Origin of the sequence: Paenibacillus sp. (assembly GCF_035645195.1) — a bacterium.
Taxonomy (GTDB): Bacteria; Bacillota; Bacilli; order Paenibacillales; family YIM-B00363; genus Paenibacillus_AE.
This window is the reverse complement of sequence record NZ_DASQNA010000015.1, coordinates 26578-43424: the sequence shown is the minus strand read 5'-3', so window position 1 is coordinate 43424 and position 16847 is coordinate 26578. Positions and strand designations below refer to the sequence as shown.

At 68.3% G+C, this 16847-nt stretch carries 7 protein-coding genes and 1 riboswitch; all 7 genes read left to right on the top strand.

Annotated features, from left to right (window positions below):
• The first annotated feature begins 55 nt into the window (after positions 1-55).
• The 7 genes from addB (at position 56) to VE009_RS07270 (ending at position 16680) form a co-directional block, all read left to right on the top strand.
• Positions 56-3562: a helicase-exonuclease AddAB subunit AddB gene (gene addB, locus VE009_RS07300; protein ID WP_325006728.1), complete on the top strand. Its 3507-nt coding sequence runs from the start codon at positions 56-58 to the stop codon at positions 3560-3562.
• Entirely contained in the window at positions 3559-7566 is a 4008-nt protein-coding gene (addA, locus tag VE009_RS07295) for a helicase-exonuclease AddAB subunit AddA (protein ID WP_325006727.1), read from the top strand. Before addB ends, addA begins: the two co-directional genes overlap by 4 nt.
• Before the next feature lie 39 nt (positions 7567-7605).
• Entirely contained in the window at positions 7606-8811 is a 1206-nt protein-coding gene (locus VE009_RS07290; RefSeq protein ID WP_325006726.1) for an exonuclease subunit SbcD, read from the top strand.
• Positions 8808-12203 carry an SMC family ATPase gene (locus VE009_RS07285; protein ID WP_325006725.1) on the top strand — a complete coding sequence of 1132 codons (3396 nt, stop codon included), beginning with the start codon at positions 8808-8810 and terminating at the stop codon, positions 12201-12203. The genes VE009_RS07290 and VE009_RS07285 overlap by 4 nt, the downstream gene beginning before the upstream one ends.
• 54 nt (positions 12204-12257) lie before the next feature.
• Positions 12258-12456, top strand: a riboswitch (cobalamin riboswitch).
• Between the two features lie 197 nt (positions 12457-12653).
• Positions 12654-14894 carry a ribonucleoside-diphosphate reductase subunit alpha gene (locus VE009_RS07280; RefSeq protein ID WP_325006724.1) on the top strand — a complete coding sequence of 747 codons (2241 nt, stop codon included), beginning with the start codon at positions 12654-12656 and terminating at the stop codon, positions 14892-14894.
• Between the two features lie 357 nt (positions 14895-15251).
• The gene (locus VE009_RS07275; RefSeq protein ID WP_325006723.1) at positions 15252-16286 is read left to right on the top strand and encodes a ribonucleotide-diphosphate reductase subunit beta; all 1035 of its coding nucleotides are present in this window, start codon (positions 15252-15254) and stop codon (positions 16284-16286) included.
• Positions 16287-16368: 82 nt separating this feature from the next.
• Positions 16369-16680, top strand: coding sequence for a hypothetical protein (locus VE009_RS07270; RefSeq protein ID WP_325006722.1), 312 nt, complete (start codon positions 16369-16371; stop codon positions 16678-16680).
• The last annotated feature ends 167 nt before the right edge of the window (positions 16681-16847 follow it).

The window sequence follows — 16847 nt, the reverse complement described above, 5'->3', positions numbered from 1 at the left end:
AAACACCCGTTCGATTGTGTACTTTGGAAAAAAAGAGATCGCGGAGGGGTTCATTGTGGGCATTCGGTTCGTGCTGGGACGCGCGGGCGCGGGCAAAAGCCGCCTAGCGTTCGAGGACATCGGGGAGGAGCTGAGCCGCTCGCCCGACGGACCGCCGCTCGTGCTGCTCGTTCCCGAACAGATGACGCAGGCGGCGGATCGCGCCATCGTCGGCCGGTTCGGCGCGACGATCCGGGCACAGACGTTGAGCTTTCGCCGGCTGGCGTTTCGCGTCATGCAAGAGGCGGGAGGCGCTTCCCGATTACATATCGACGATACGGGCAAGAAGATGCTGTTATATAAAATCGCAAGGAAGCGGAGCCGCGAGCTGAGAGCGTTCCGCCGGCTGACGGAAGCGGGCGGCTGGATCGACGCGGCGCTCGACTGGTTCGCGGAGTGCAAGCGGTACGGCGTCGACGCGGAGGCGCTGCGCGGCGCGGCCGGAACGGAGACGTTCCCGAACGCGCTGCGGGACAAGCTGCACGACATGTCGCTGCTGCTCGGCGACCTCGAGGCGGAGCTCGCGGGGAAATACGTCGATTCCGAAGACTATTTGACGCTGCTCGCGGAGCTCGTGCCGCGCGTCGACGCGCTGCGCGGCGCGCGGCTTTGGGTCGACGGCTTCCACGGCTTCACGCCGACCGAGATGGCTGCGCTGCGCAGTCTGTGCAAGCATGCGGCGAGCGTCACGTTCATGCTGACGATCGACCGCGACTACGCGCCGGACGAGAAGCCCGACGAGCTCGAGCTGTTCCATCCGACGGCGGCGACGCTGACGGCGCTGAAGCGGATGGCGGCGGAGGAAGGCGTCGACGTCGAGAGCGTGACGGTGCTGGACGGCGCGCAGCGGTTCGCCGCGGCGCCGGGACTAGCCGCGCTCGAGCGCGCGTTCGTGGACCGCGCGAACGGCCGAACGTTCGCGCCGGCGAGCGCCGGCGGCGCCCTCGCGCTCGTCTCGGCGGCGACCCCGCGGGCGGAGGCCGAGGCGGCGGCGCGCGACATCGTGCGCCTCGTCGCCTCCGGCGCCGCCAGGTGGCGGGATGTCGCCGTCTTCGTGCGCAATTGGGAGGGCTACGGCGAGGTGATCGCGGCGGCGTTCGCGGATCACGGCATTCCGTGCTTTCTCGACCAGAAGCGCGGCGTCGCGCATCATCCGCTCAGCGAGCTCGTCCGCGCGGCGATCGACGTCGTGCTGTCCCGCTGGACGTACGACGCGGTGTTCCGCGCCGTGAAGACGGATTTGCTGTTCCCGCGCGGCACGTTCCGCACGGAGGCGGATGCGCGCTTCGCGATGGACCGGCTCGAGAACGTCGTGCTGGAATACGGCATCAAGGGCTCGCGCTGGACCGACGGCAAGCCGTGGCGCCTCACCGCCGGACAGCCGCTCGAGGGCGAGGAGGAAGCCGTCCGGGAGGAGCGGCGCCGCGCGGAGGAAGAGCGCGTCCAGCGATGGCGGGACGTCGTCGCCGCGCCGCTGCTCGCGTTCGAGAAGCGGTTTAAGAAGGCGGAGACGATGCGGGATCTCGCGGAAGCGTTGTTCCGCTTCTTGGAAGACGCCGGAGCGGCGGACACGCTGACGCGCTGGAGAGAAGCGGCTGAGGCCGCGGGCGACGTCGAGCGGGCGAAGGAGCACGAGCAGCTGTGGGACCGCGTCGTCGACGCGCTCGACCAGCTCGTCGAGCTCGTCGGCGACGAGCCGGCCGACGGCGAGCTGTTCGCCGGCATGATCGCCTCCGGACTCGACAGCATCCGCATGGGGCTCGTGCCGCCGGCGCTCGATCAAGTGCTCGTCGGCAGTCTCGATCGGACGCGCGCCTTCGGGGTGCGGCGGCTTTACTTGCTCGGCGCGAACGACGGCGTCTTGCCGGCTCGCCCGCAGGAGAACGGGGTCGTCTCCGAAGCGGACCGGGAGCGGCTGCTCGCGACGGGCCTCGAGCTCGCGCCGGACGGCCGGCGGCGCATGCTGGACGAGCGGTTCCTTCTGTATAACGCGCTGTTCCTGCCGTCGGAAGGGCTGTGGATCAGCTATGCGCTGTCCGATCCCGAGGGGAAGCCGCAGCTGCCGTCGGAATGGATCCGCGCGCTGCAGCAGCTCGCGCCGGACGCGCGGCGGCTGCACGCCGCGGGCGATCCGCCCGCGGGACCGTCCGACGACGAGGCGGTCGAGCGGCTGTCGACGCCGTCCCGGGCGCTGTCGGACCTGCTGCCGCAGCTGCGGCGATGGAAGCGGGGACAGCCGGTGTCCGGCGTGTGGTGGGCGGTGTACAACTGGCTCGTCGAACGACCGTATTGGCGAGAGAAGCTGCTCGCGCTGCTGCCGTCGCTTGAATATTCCAATGCGGAGGAGCCGCTGTCTGAGGAGACGGCGCTCGCGCTGTACGGCGACCCGCTGCGGTCGAGCGTGTCGCGGCTCGAGAAGTTCGCGGGGTGCCCGTTCGCGCATTTCGCGGCGTACGGCCTCCGGCTGACCGAGCGGCGGCTGTACCGTCTGGAGGCGCCCGACGTCGGCCAGCTGTACCACGCCGCGCTCAGCGCGCTGGCGAAGCGGCTCGCGGACGAGGGCCGGACGTGGGCCGATCTCGACGACGCCGAATGCGCGCGCCTTGCGTTCCAGACGGTGGAGGAGCTCGCGCCGAAGCTGCTGGCGGAAATTTTGTACAGCACGAACCGCCACCGTTACATTACCCGCAAGCTGAAGGCCGTCGTCGGCAAGTCGGCGGAGGCGCTGCGCGGGCAATCGAAGCGCAGCGGATTCCGCCAGGCGGCGTCCGAGCTCGCGTTCGGCGACGGCGGCGCGCTGCCGCCGATCCGGTTGACGCTGCCGAGCGGGCGCGTCATGGAGCTGCACGGGCGAATCGACCGGATCGACGCCGCCCGCGGGGAGCAGGGGGAAGCGTATTTACGCATCGTCGATTATAAGTCGAGCTCGCACCGGCTGCGGCTGTCCGACGTCTATTACGGCTTGTCGCTGCAGCTGCTCGCTTACGCGGACGCGGCGGCCGAGGAAGCGGAGGCGTGGCTCGGCGAGCCGGCGGAGGCGGCGGGTGCGCTCTATTTCCACGTGCACCGGCCGTCGCTGACGCTGCATAACGCGGCGCCTCCGGAGGTTGCCGCGAACGAGCTGTTCAAAAAGTTCAAAATGAGCGGGCTGCTGCTGGACGATCCGGAGGCGACCCGATTGATGGATACGGAGCTCGGCCAAGGCGACTCGCCCGTCGTGCCGCTCAGCCGGAAGGCGGACGGTTCGCTCGGCGCGAGATCGAAGGCGGCGAGCGCTGCGAAGTGGCGGCGGCTGCGCGGCTTCGTGCGCGAGAAGATGGCGGAGCTCGGCGACAAGGCGGCGTGCGGAACCGTGGAAGCGGCGCCGTACCGCAGCAAGCAGGAGACGCCTTGCACGTTCTGCGCATATAAGCCGGTGTGCGGCTTCGACCCGGACATTCCGGGCAGCGACTATCGGCTGCTGCCGCCGCTGACGGACGAGGACGTGTGGGAGCGCATCGGCGGAGAGGAGGAGCGGGAGTGACGAATACTTACATTGCGCCGAAGCCGGAAGGCAGCACATGGACGGACGAGCAGTGGCAGGCGATCGCGGCGCGGGGAGACCATCTGCTCGTCGCGGCCGCCGCGGGCTCGGGCAAGACGGCGGTGCTCGTCGAGCGCATCATCCGCACCGTCTCCGACGAAGCCCGCCCGATCGACATCGACCGGCTGCTCGTCGCCACGTTCACGAACGCGGCGGCGGCGGAGATGCGCCACCGGCTGCGCGACGCGCTCGAGAAGGCGCTGACGGCGAAGCCGCAGTCGCGCCATCTGCGCAAGCAGCTGGCGCTCGTCGGGCGCGCGTCCATTACGACGCTGCATTCGTTCTGTTTGGACGTCGTGCGGCGGTACGTGCATTTGACGGAGCTCGATCCGGCGTTTCGCATCGCGAACGAGACCGAGGCGGCGCTGCTGCGCCAGGAGGCGCTCGAAGCGGTGTTCGAGGAGAGGTACGGCGAGGCGGCGGAGACGGATCCGTTCTGGCAGCTCGCCGACCGGTTCGGCGGCGAGCGCGGCGACGACGCGCTGATGAAGCTGGTCGACCGGCTGTACGATTTCTCGCGCAGCCATCCGTTTCCGGAGCTGTGGCTGCGGGAGGCGGCCGCGGCGTTCCGGCTGGACGCCGGAGCGGACGAGGAAGCGAGCGCGGGGGCGGTTTCGCCCGATCATCCGTGGCTTGCGAGCCTTGCCGCGGACGCGAAGCTCGAGCTGGAGGCGATCGTTGCCGGACTTCGTTCGGCGCTCGAGCTGTCGATGACGCCGAGCGGACCGTCGGCGTACGTCGATAATTTGAGCGCGGACGCCGAAGGGGTCGAGCGGCTGCTCGGGGCGCTCGTCAATGGCGGCTGGCCCGCGCTGCAGGAGGCGGCCGCGGGCGGTCTCGGCGGCGCCTTCGGGCGGCTGAAGCCGCAGAAGAAAGGCGATACGGCCGATGAAGCGGTCGTCGAGCGGGTGAAGAAGCTCCGCAAGGACGCCAAGGAGCGGCTGGACGCGCTTATCGAGCAGCTGCTGACGCGATCGACCGACGATTACGCCGCGGAATGCCGGGCGCTCGCGCCGCTGATGGACGAGCTCGTGCGGCTCGTCCTCGATTACGCGGAAGCGTTCCGGCGGGCGAAAACGGCGAAAGGGCTCGTCGATTTCGGCGATCTGGAGCACGCGTGCCTGCACATTCTGCGCGATCCGTCGTCGACGCCGGACCGTATCGTGCCGACGCCGGCCGCGCTCGGCTACCGGGAGCAGTTTGAAGAAGTGTACGTCGACGAGTACCAGGATACGAACGCGGTGCAGGAGACGATTTTGCGGCTCGTCTCGAGAGGCGAGACGGAGAACGCGTCCGGCGCCGCCGCGCCGGGCAACCGGTTTATGGTCGGCGACGTGAAGCAGAGCATCTATCGGTTCCGGCTTGCCGAGCCGGGGCTGTTTCTGCGCAAATACAAGACGTACCGCCCGTTCGCCGAGGCGGCGCGCGACATCGCCGCGGGCGGCGGCGTCCGCATCGACCTCGCCCGCAATTTCCGGTCGCGGCAGGAGGTCGTCGACGCGGTCAACTTCGTGTTCCGCCAGACGATGCACGAGGAAGCGGCCGAGCTCGATTACGACGAGCGCGCCGAGCTCGTGCGCGGGGCGTCGTACCCGGAGCCGGATCCGACGCACGGCGCCGACGCGGAAGCGCTGCTGCTCGATCGAACGGGCGGGGCGGCTCCATCAGGCGACGGAGAGACGGGCGAGGAGACGGAAGCGGCGGACGCCGACGCCGCGGAGCTGGAAGGGCGCGCGATCGCGCTGCGCATCCTGGAATTGATCGGCGCGGCGGGCAAGCCCGCGATGGCGGTGTTCGACAAAGCGGCCGGCGGCATGCGTCCCGCGTCGTTCCGGGACGTCGTTATCTTGCTCCGGGCGGACAAGGCTTGGGCGCCGACGTTCCTCGAGCAGCTGCGCGCGCACGGCGTTCCGGCCCACGCGGAGCTCGGCGGCGGATACTTCGAGGCCGTCGAGGTCGAGACGGCGCTGTCGCTGCTGCAGACGATCGACAACCCGCTGCAGGACATTCCGCTCGCGGCGGCGCTCCGCTCGCCCGTGTTCGGGTTTACGGCGGAGGAGCTCGCCCGCGTGCGCATCGCCGGCGGCCGCGGCCGCTCGTTCTACGAGGCGGTCGGCGCGGTCGCGTCCGGCCGGGCGGAGGCGCCGGAAGCGCTGCGCGAGAAGACGGCGCGGTTCGTCTCGACGCTGGAGACGTGGCGGACGGCGGCGCGGCAGGGCTCGCTCTCCGATTTGATTTTGCGGCTGTACCGGGAAACCGGATATTTCGACTTCGTCGGCGGGCTGCCGGGCGGCGAGCAGCGCCAGGCGAATCTGCGGGCGCTGTACGACCGGGCGCGGCAGTACGAGGCGACGAGCTTCCGCGGCTTGTTCCGCTTCCTGCGATTCATCGAACGGCTGCGCGACTCCGGCTCCGACCTCGCGCCGGCGCGCGCGCTCGGCGAGGCCGAGGACGTCGTCCGGATCATGTCGATCCACAAATCGAAAGGGCTCGAATTTCCGATCGTATTCGTCGCGGGCCTCGGGAAATCGTTCAACCGCGGCGACGAGCGGGAGCCGTTCCTCGTGCATAAGGAGCTCGGCTTCGGCCCGCGCTGGGTCGATCCGGAGCTCGGCACGGCGTATCCGACGCTGCCGCAGCTCGCGATCAAGCGCAGGCTGCGCGCCGAAGCGCTCGCGGAGGAGATGCGCGTGCTGTACGTCGCGCTGACGCGGGCGAAGGAGAAGCTGATATTGGTCGGCTCGGCGAAGGAGCTGCCGAAGCGGCTCGCGGAATGGAATGCGCTGGCGGCGCTGCCGGGGCCGAAGCTGCCCGCGCACGCGGTCCGCCGAGGCGCCTGCTTCCTCGATTGGCTCGTGCCGGCGCTGCTGCGTCATCCCGCGGCGGAGGAGCTGCGGGAAGCGTACGGGCTGGACGCGCCGCCCGCGGAGTCGCGGGTGGCGGACGGCTCGCGCTGGCGGCTGGTCGCCTCGCTGCCCGGCGCGGACGCGCTGCAAGAGGCGGCGCCGGCGAGCGAACGCAAAGAGCCGTGGGTCGAATTCGCGGTGCGAGAGGCGCGGCCGGCGCCCGACGATTGGGCGGCGCGGGACGGCGACGTCATGCGCGTCCTCGGCTGGCAAGATCCGCGCCCGGCGGCGTCCGCGCTGTTCGCGAAGACGTCGGTGACGGAGTGGAAACGGCGGCTGCAGGAGGAAGAGGACGAGCCGACGAACGCGTCGTTCCCGGGGTTCGGCGGCAGCGCCGGATTCGGCGGGTCGGGCCTTGCCGAGGGCGGCGACGCCGAAAGCGCGCCGGAGCGCGCGTCGAAGAGCGCCGCGGACGGCGCATCAAGCGCCGGCTCCGCCGGGAAGCCGCCCGCGCGAATTCCCGCCAAACGTCCGCGCTTCTTGTCGCGCCGGGGGCTCACCCCGGTCGAGCGCGGCGTCGCGTACCATACGGCGATGCAGCATTTGGCGCTGTCGCCGGGGCTTGCCGCGGCGGACGTCGAAGCGCAGCTGTCCTCCCTCGTGCTGCGGGAGCTGCTGACGGAGGAACAGCGGCAGGCGATCGACGTCGACGCGGTCGCCCGGTTCGCGCACAGCGAGCCCGGGCAGCGCTTGATGCGTGCCGGCAGGTCGCACCGCGAGCTGCCGTTCAGCGTCGGGCTGCCGGCGTCCGTCGTGTACGGGGAGGCGCCGCACGGCGTTCCGCTCGACGAGGCGACGGCGCGCGAAACGGTGCTCGTGCAGGGGATCATCGACTGCCTGTTCGAGGACGAACAAGGCCTTGCGATGATCGATTACAAAACGGACGCGGTGTACGACGAAGCGAGGCTGGCGGAGCTCGTCGCGCAGTACCGGCTGCAGCTCGCCGTATACGCGAAGGCGGCGGAAACGGCGCTCGGCCGGCCGGTGCCGGATCGGTATTTGTACTTTTTCGACGGCGCTCGCGCCGTGAAACTATAAGGTTCGGTTAGCGTTACAAACGGGAGAGGGGTTGTACGGATGCGGTTGCTGCATACGGCGGACTGGCATTTCGGAAGAACGCTGGAAGGGAGAAGCCGCGCGGCGGAACACGAGGCGTTCGTGGACGAGCTCGTGCGGCTCGCCGACGAGGCGGAGGCGGACGCGGTGCTGCTTGCGGGGGACGTGTACGATTCGGTCAACCCGCCGGCCGATGCCGAGACGTTGTTTTACGAGGCGCTGACGCGCCTGTCGAAGGGCGGGCGGCGCCCGGTGCTCGCGATCGCGGGCAATCACGACCACCCGGATCGGCTGCGCGCGGCCGGTCCGCTCGCGCGCGCGCAAGGGGTGTCGCTCGTCGGGTTGCCGACGGTCGACGTGATCGCCGTCGACGCCGCGAGAACGGGCGAGCGGGCGATCGTGTACGCGCTGCCGTATCCGTCGGAATCGCGCCTGAAGGAGCTGCTGTCCGCCGAAGCGGACGAGCAGGCGCTCCAGCAGGCGTACTCGGCGCGCATCGCGAAGCTGGTGCGGGACGCCTCCGCGGAGCGGTTCGGCGCCGGCACGGTCAACGTGATCATGAGCCACCTGCACGCGCTCGGCGGCTCGGCGACGCCGGAGTCCGAGCGGCCGATCGAGGTCGGCGGGGCGTATACGGTCGATCCGTCCGCGTTCGGGACGGCGGCGCAGTACGTCGCGCTCGGCCATCTGCATCGGCCGCAGAACGTTCGGCGGCGCGACGATGGTCCGGGCCCGATCGTCCGGTACAGCGGCTCGCCGCTCGCGTTCAGCTTCTCCGAGGCGGGGCAGGCGAAGTCGGTGACGATCGTCGACGTGTCTCCCGGCGGCGCGCCGGCGATCGAAGAAATTCCGCTGTCGTCCGGCCGGACGCTCGTCAGCTGGATCGCGCAGGGGGGCGTCGCGGAGGTGCACCGGTGGATCGACGAAGGGCGCGACGCTAACGCGTGGATCGACCTGGAGCTGCATTTGACGGACGCGCTGACGATGGAGCAAATCCAGGCGCTCCGCCGCGCGCATGACGGTCTCGTCAACATCCGGCCGGTGTTCGCGCTGGAGCGGGAGGCCGCCGCGGCGCGCGCGGAGCGGGCGCTGCCGATCGACGAGCTGTTCCGGCGGTTTTACGTTCGCCAGACGGGCGGGGCGGAGCCGGACGAGACGATGATCCGGCTGTTCCTCGAGCTGGTGCGGGAAGACGGAGACGCGGAGCGGGAGGAGGAGCGCGCATGAAACCGATTCGATTGACGATTCAAGGGCTGCAGAGCTATCGCGAGGAGCAGACGATCGACTTCTCCCGCCTCGCGGAGGCGGGCGTGTTCGGCATATTCGGGCCGACGGGCAGCGGCAAGTCGACCATTCTCGACGCGGTGACGCTCGCGATGTACGGCTCCGTGGAGCGGGCCGGCAACAGCATCCAAGGCATCATGAACGCGCAGGAGGACACGCTGTCCGTCGCGTTCGCGTTCCAGCTCGCCGACGGGGCGGGTCGTCGAACGTACCGGGTCGAGCGGACGTACCGGCGGAAAGCCGACGGCACCGTCGAGCAGCGGATGGCCCGGCTGTCCGAGGAGACGCCGGAGGGCGTCGTCGTCATGGCGGACAAAGCGGGCGACGTGAACGACGGCGTCGTCGCGCTCATCGGGCTGTCGATGACCGACTTTACGCGCGCCGTCGTGCTGCCGCAGGGGAAATTTTCGGAGTTTCTGTCGCTGAAGGGCAAAGACCGCCGGGCGATGCTGGAGCGGCTGTTCCGCCTCGAGCGGTACGGCGACGAGCTGGCGGCGCGGCTCCGGTCGCGTCATAACCGCGCGGAAGCGGACGCGCGGGAGGCGGCGGCGGAGCTTGCCGGCCTCGGCGACGCGTCGCCTGGGGCGCTCGCAGCGGCGGAGGCGGCTTACGCGCAGGCCGCCGCGGAGGAGGCGCGGCTCGCGGCGGCGCTGACGGCGGCGGAAGCGGCGCATGCGGAGGCGGCGCGGCTGCGCGAGGCGATGGCCGAAGCGGCTCTAGCGGCGCGCGAGCTCGCCGCGCTCGAGGCGCGCCGGCCGGAGATCGAGGCGCTCGAGGCGCGCCTTGCGGCCGCGGCGGCGGCGGAGACGCTGTTGCCCGTGCGGCGCGACGCCGAGCAGGCGGCGGAGGCGGAGGCGCGCCTTGCGGCCGCGTTCGCCGAGGCGGAGCGCGCCCTGGCAAGCGAGACGGCGCGGCACGGCGCCGCCCGGGAGGCGCTCGCCGCCGCGGAGCGGACGCTGGCCGAGCGCGAGGCGCCGACGGCGGTGCGGCTCGAGCAGCTGCGCCAAGCGGCGGCGCTCGAAGCGCAGGCGCGCGCCGACGAAGAGGCGCTTCGGGAGAAGCGCGGGGCGCTGACGAAGCTCGCGGCGGAGCGCGAGAGCGCAGGCGCCGCCCTCGCGGCGAAGCGGGAGCAGCGGGCGAAGGCGCTCGAGCTGCAGGCGAGCCTGAAGGCGGAGCTCGCCGCGAACGCGGTATCCGCGGAGGAACGCCGCCGGATGGCGGCCGCCGAGCGGGAACGGAGCGCCGCGGCGGCGCTCGCCGAGCAGGCGCGCGCGCTGCGGCTTGAGGCCGGGGCCGCGTCGGCGGACGCGGCGCGGCGCGAGCGCGAGGCGGCCGCGCTGGCTGAGGCGGCCGCCTCGGCCGAGGCGCAGCTTGCGGCGGTGCGAGACGCCGTGGCGCAGAGCGGCGCCGCGCTTTCCTTCGCCGAAACGGCGCTGCAGCGCGAGGAGCGGCGGCTCGGCGACGCGATCCAAGCGGCGCGGACGGCGGCGGCCGGCGGCGAATGGCGGGCGTGGGCGCATGCGCTCGCGGAGCGGCTTGCGGACGGCGAGCCGTGCCCGGTGTGCGGGTCCGCGGACCATCCCGCGCCGGCGCAGCCCGCGCCGGAGGCGCCGAGCGCCGAAGCCGAGCGCCTTGAGCGCGAGCTCGAGACGGTGCGGGAAGGCGCGGCGCTCGCTCGCAAGGAGGCGGCGCGCGTCCAGGAGGCGCTCGTTCGCCTCGACGCGGCGCTGCCGAACGCGCCGTCGGCGTACGCCGAAGCGGCGGCCGGCGGGGACGGCGCCGCCGCGCGGCTGATCGCGGCACAGGAGGAAGGCCGCGCGGCGCTCGCGGACGTCGAGCGCGTCACAGCGAGCCTCGCGGCCGTCCTGCCGGAGCTGCGGCAGCGGCTGGAGCGGCTCGAGGCGCTGCGCGGCCGGCTGCGGGACGAGCGGGCGGCGCTCGCCGCCGCCGTCTCTGTCGCGAAGGCGGCGGAGGCGAAGGCGGAGCAGGCGGAGCGCGCGGCGGCCGAAGCGGCGCTGCGCTGGCGCGAGGCGTACCCGGAGTGGCCGGCGGAGACGTTCGCCGAAGCGCTCGCGGCGCTGGAGCGCAAGGAGCGGCACGCGGAGGAGCTGCAGCAGCGGCTTACGAAGAGCGAGCCGTACCTCGAGAGCAACGCAGCGGACATCGAGAAGCTGCAGCAGGGGCTCGCCGACGCGGAGCGCCGGTTCGCCTCGCTGGAGGCGGAGGCGGCGGCCGCGGAGCGCCGAATCGCGGAGCGGCGCGCGGACATCGCCGCGCTGACCGGCGGCGCCGCGGAATCGCCGTCCGCGCTGTCCGCGAAGCTCGCGGCCGAGCTCGAGCGCTGGCGGGCGGACGCGCAGGCGGCGCGCGCGGCGGAAGAAGCGGCGCGCGCCGCCGCGGACGCCGCGGGCAAGCGGCTCGCTGCCGCCGAGGAGGCGGTGAAGGCCGCGGCGGACGCCCGGGAGCGGGCCGACCGCCGCTGGGCCGAGGCGCTCGAAGCGAGCGTCTTCGATGGCGCGGACGCGGTGCGGGCGGCGGCGCTGCCGCCGGAGCGGCGCGAGGCGCTCGCGCGCGAAGCGGCCGCCTACAAAGAGGAGCTCGCGTCGGCGTCGGCCCGCCGCGGGGCGGCGGAAGCGCGCCTCGCCGGCCGCACGCTGACGGAGGAGCAGTGGGCCGAGGCCGAGCGCCGGCTGCTGGAGGCGAAGGCGCTGCGCGAGGAAGCGCTCGCGCAGCGTGCCAAAGCGGAGCGCGCCGTGGAGGAGCTGCGGGCGAAGCATGAGCAATGGCTGCGCCTGACGCGGCGGTACGAAGAGGCGGCCGCGCTCCAGCAGCAGCTCGCGAAGCTGCAGACGGTGTTCCGCGGCAACGCGTTCGTCGAGTTTCTCGCCGAGGAGCAGCTGCTCGGCGTCACCCGCGCCGCTTCCGAGCGGCTCGGGCGGCTGACGCGCGGCCGATACGCGATCGAGCTCGACTCGAGCGGCGGCTTCGTCATCCGCGACGACGCGAACGGCGGCCTGCGCCGCTCCGTTTCGACGCTGTCCGGCGGCGAGACGTTCCTGACGTCGCTCGCCCTCGCGCTCGCCCTTTCGGCGCAAATTCAGCTGAGCGGCAAATACCCGCTCGAGTTTTTCTTCCTCGACGAAGGATTCGGCACGCTCGATCCCGAGCTGCTCGACAACGTCGTGTCGGCGCTCGAGAAGCTGCACCTCGAGCGGCTCGCGGTCGGCGTCATTTCGCACGTGCCGGAGCTGCAAGCGCGCCTGCCGCGCAAGCTGATCGTGACGCCGGCGGACCCGCTCGGCGCGGGCAGCCGCGTCCGGATCGAAACGACATGAGCGACAAGATTTGACAACTCTCAATATCTTGTATTATAGTACGTCTATCACAACTACATATTGTGCGAATGGGGTGTCCTACGAGAGTAGGACTTAATAGGGAAGACCGGTGTGAAGCCGGCGCGGTCCCGCCACTGTAACGGACGAGCTGCAAGCGTGCAAGAAGCCACTGCCCTTAAGAAGGGTGGGAAGGCGTCGCTGCGCAGCGTTCGAGTCCGCAAGCCAGGAGACCTGCCTCGTTCGTGAACACTGTGGAACCTACGGGAGATAGGGAGGTGTTTGCGCGGCGCGGCTCGCCGTTCGTACTTGACGTGTGCGGAGCCGTACGCCCTTCGTGCTAGTTTTCGCGCAAATCATCGCATTGCTTTCTCTGCAGAGGAGGCAATGCTTTTTTTTTATTTCTCGCGAATCCGCGAATCTACTACATATGCACAGGAGGCATTCCACCCTATGGAAATCGTAAAACGCAACGGACAACGCGAAGAGCTCGTGTTCGCCAAATTGAAAAGAGTGATCGACTTCGCCTGCGAAGCGTACCCGTCCTGCGACCCGCTCGAGCTCGAGCAGGCGCTGCTGCCGCTGTTCCGCCAAGGGATGACGACGAAAGAAATTCAGCGCCTGCTCATCCGCACGGCGGTCGAGAAAACGAGCGTCGACGAGCCGGACTGGCAGTACGTCGCCGCCAGGCTCCTCATTTACGATCTGTACAAAGAAGCCGGCATTCATCGCGGCTACGAATCGTTCGGCTACGGGGAGCCGGGCAGCTTCCGCAAGCTGATCGAGCGGCTTACCCGCGAAAATTTGTACGGCGCTTATATCCTTGAAAGCTACACCGAAGAGCAAATCGACGAGCTGCAGGCGTACCTGAAGCCGGAGCGCGACTTCCTGTTCACCTACATCGGTCTGCAAACGCTCGCCGACCGGTACCTCATCCGCGGCCGCGACAAAGAAACGCTCGAGCTGCCGCAGGAGCTGTTCATGGGCGTCGCGATGCATCTTGCGAGCAACGAGCAGCCTTCGCAACGCCTCCATTACGCGAAGCAGTTTTACGACGCGCTCTCGAAGCTCGAAATGACGGTGGCGACGCCGACGCTCGCGAACGCGCGCAAGCCGAAGCACCAGCTGTCGAGCTGCTTCATCGACACGGCGCCGGACGATCTGTGGGGCATCTACAACGTGAACGCGAGCTTCGCGCAGGTGTCGAAGCACGGCGGCGGCATGGGCATCTACGTCGGCAAAATCCGCAGCCGAGGCTCGGACATCCGCGGTCACAAAGGCGCCGCGGGCGGCGTCGTGCCGTGGATCAAAAACTACAACAACACCGCGCTCGCGGTCGACCAGCTCGGCGTCAGATCCGGCGCCGTCGCGATTTATCTCGACGTGTGGCATAAGGATATTCTCGATTTCCTTAATCTGAAAACGAACAACGGCGACGACCGGATGAAGGCGCACGACATTTTCCCGGGCGTCTGCATCCCGGACGAGTTCATGCGCCGCGTCCAAAGCCGGGACACGTGGTATTTGTTCGACCCGCACGAGGTGCGGACGAAGCTCGGCTTCTCGCTCGAGGATAGCTGGGGCGAAGAGTGGGAGCGCCGCTATCAAGCGTGCGTCGAGCATCCGACGCTGTCCCGCGACGAGCTGCCGGCCGTCGAGATCATGAAGCGCATCCTCGCGAGCGCCTTCGAAACGGGCACGCCGTTCGTCTTCTACCGCGACACGGTCAACCGCGCCAATCCGAACAAGCACGCGGGCATGATTTACTGCTCGAACCTGTGCACGGAAATCGCGCAGAACATGTCGCCGACGGAGCTTATCCAAACGGTGCACGAGGACGGCATCATTACGACGAAAGCGAAAGCCGGCGACTTCGTCGTGTGCAACCTGTCGTCGCTCAACCTCGGCCGGGTGAAAACGAAGGAGGACATCGAGCGCGTCGTCTCGCTGCAGATGCGCATGATGGACAACGTCATCGACCTGAACGAATACCCGGTGCCGCAGGCGGAGCGGACGAACAAAAAATACCGCGCCGTCGGCCTCGGCACGAGCGGCTACCATCAGTTCCTCGCGGAGGCGGGCATCGCGTGGGAGTCCGAGGAGCATCTCGCGACCGCCGACGAGCTGTACGAGTGGATCGGCTACTGCGCGATCAAAGCGTCGTACGAGATCGCTAAGGAGAAAGGCGCGTACAGCGTGTTCGAAGGCAGCGAGTGGCAGACGGGCGAATACTTCGACCGCCGCGGCTACGAGGGCGCGCACTGGCAGGCGCTGAAAGCGGACGTGGCGGCGCACGGCGTGCGCAACGCGTGGATGTTCGCGGTCGCGCCGACGGCGTCGACGAGTTTGATCTCGGGTTCGACGGCCGGCATCGACCCGGTGTTCCGCAAGTTTTTCGTCGAGGAGAAGAAAAACGCGGTCATCCCGCAGACGGCGCCGAACCTCGGGCCGAAGACGATGTGGTTCTACAAAGAGGCGCATACGATCGACCAAAGCTGGAGCGTGAAAGCGGCGGCGGCGCGCCAAAAGCATATCGATCAGGCGCAGTCGTTCAACCTGTACATTACGCCGGCCATGTCCGCGCGCGAGTTCTTGGAGCTGTACATGGAGGCGTGGCAGCTCGGGGTTAAAACCGTGTACTATTGCCGCAACCAAAGCGTCGACGTCGAGGACTGCGTCAGCTGCTCCGCGTAACCGGCGAAACTTGAGGGGGATGCGGGCGTCGAGGAACGGCAATGGATTTGGCGAGCCTGCGGCGGGGCGACAGCGGGGCGACGGCGGGCCGCTTCGGGTTGCTAACGCACCCGCCAAGCCGCTTAGCGATGCCGACGTACCCGCGCCGCGGGCGGCTTAGCGAAGCCTGCGCCCCCGCCGGGCCGATTAGTGAGGAAATTGCACTATTTGCGAGGCTAGACTCGCTACTTGTGCGATAAGCTCGTTATTTGAGCAGAGAGACCGAACCGCGTGTCCGCTTTGCTCGAACATTCGCTTAACGCGGGCGGGAGCGGGCGAGCGAGAACATTTTCACCATAGAGAGGGTTTGGAGCATTCATGTTGGAGAAAAAGAAATTGTTCAACGAGCACGGAGATCGGGATTGGGGCAAGCGGCGGCTGATCGGGGGCAACACGACGAACCTGATCGAGCTGAACAACGTGAAGTACGAATGGGCGACGAAAATGTACCGCACGATGATGAACAACTTCTGGATTCCCGAAGAAATTCCGCTCGCGCAAGACGCGAAGGACTACAAGCTGCTGTCGCCCGAAGAGCGGCAGAGCTACGATAAAATCATCAGCTTTCTCATTTTCCTCGACTCGCTGCAGACGGCGAATTTGCCGAATATCAACGAGTATATTACGGCGCCGGAGGTTAACCTCATCCTGACGATTCATACGTTCCAGGAGGCGGTGCACAGCCAAAGCTATTCGTACATTCTCGACAGCGTGTGCTCGGCGGAGGCGCGGGATCGGATATATAACGAGTGGCGGGAGGACAAACATTTGCTCGCCCGCAATCGGTTCATTACCGACTTGTACGAGCGGTTCCTCGAGGATCCGTCGGAGGCGAATTTGCTTAGGACGATCATGGCCAATTACATCCTCGAGGGGATTTATTTCTATAGCGGCTTCAGCTTCTTCTATGCGCTCGGGCGGCAGGGGAAAATGCTCGGCACGGTGTCCGAGATCAAATATATTCAGCGCGACGAGCTGACGCATTTGGCGCTGTTTCAATCGATGTTCCGCGAGCTGCGGCGGGAAAATCCGGAGCTGTTCGGGCCGAGCGACATCGAGGAGCTGCGGGAGATGATGCGCACCGCCGCGGAGCACGAAATCGCGTGGGGGCAGTACATTACGGCGAACAAAATCGCGGGGCTCAGTAACGAACTGATCGATAAATACATCAAGTATTTGGCGAACGAGCGGCTGCGCAAGCTCGATCTCGAGCCGCTGTACCCGGAAATCGTCGAGCATCCGATGAAGTGGGTGGAAAGCTTCAGCAACATGAACGCGATGAAAACGGACTTTTTCGAACAGAAGGTTACGAATTATACGAAATCGTCCAATCTCAATTGGGATGAACTGTAAAAATTTTTGACCAGGACGAGACCGTACAAGCGCCCAAAGTTCCCTTTGCTGAATACGATGTCGGCATAGGGAGGTGTGCGATATGCACAAGCATGAAGCGGTGGAGCTTTGCAAACAGCATATGCATAAGTACGTGCTCATCCATACGACGGACGGACTTCATTACGACGGCATTATCACAGGGATCGACGAGGAGCATGTCATTTTGGCGGTGCCGGCCGGCGCGGCGGACGCCATGATGCCGCAGGCGCGCGCGTTGACGGGCTACTACGGATATCCGCATTACGGCTACCCGTACTATGGGTACCCGTATTACGGTTACGGCGGCCGGTTCCGCCGGCTGGCGCTGCCGCTCGCGGCGCTCGCGGCGATTTCGCTGCTGCCGTATTTCTGATTCGGCGTTAGGCAAGGACCTGCCGCGAGGGCGCGGCGGGTCTTTTTGCGGTTCCGGGGGGCGCGAACCGGCCTTGGGCCGTGAAATCGTCGGAGTTTCTCCGACTGCATCCGGCAAACCGGCCTTGGGCCGTGAAATCGTCGGAGTATCTCCGACTGCATGCGGCG

What these genes read in the sequence shown, in the direction of transcription:
- VE009_RS07270 (WP_325006722.1), top strand. Translation starts at nt 16,369, where the DNA reads ATGCACAAGCATGAAGCGGTGGAGCTTTGCAAACAGCATATGCATAAG.
- VE009_RS07275 (WP_325006723.1), top strand. Translation starts at nt 15,252, where the DNA reads ATGTTGGAGAAAAAGAAATTGTTCAACGAGCACGGAGATCGGGATTGG.
- VE009_RS07280 (WP_325006724.1), top strand. Translation starts at nt 12,654, where the DNA reads ATGGAAATCGTAAAACGCAACGGACAACGCGAAGAGCTCGTGTTCGCC.
- VE009_RS07290 (WP_325006726.1), top strand. Translation starts at nt 7,606, where the DNA reads ATGCGGTTGCTGCATACGGCGGACTGGCATTTCGGAAGAACGCTGGAA.
- VE009_RS07285 (WP_325006725.1), top strand. Translation starts at nt 8,808, where the DNA reads ATGAAACCGATTCGATTGACGATTCAAGGGCTGCAGAGCTATCGCGAG.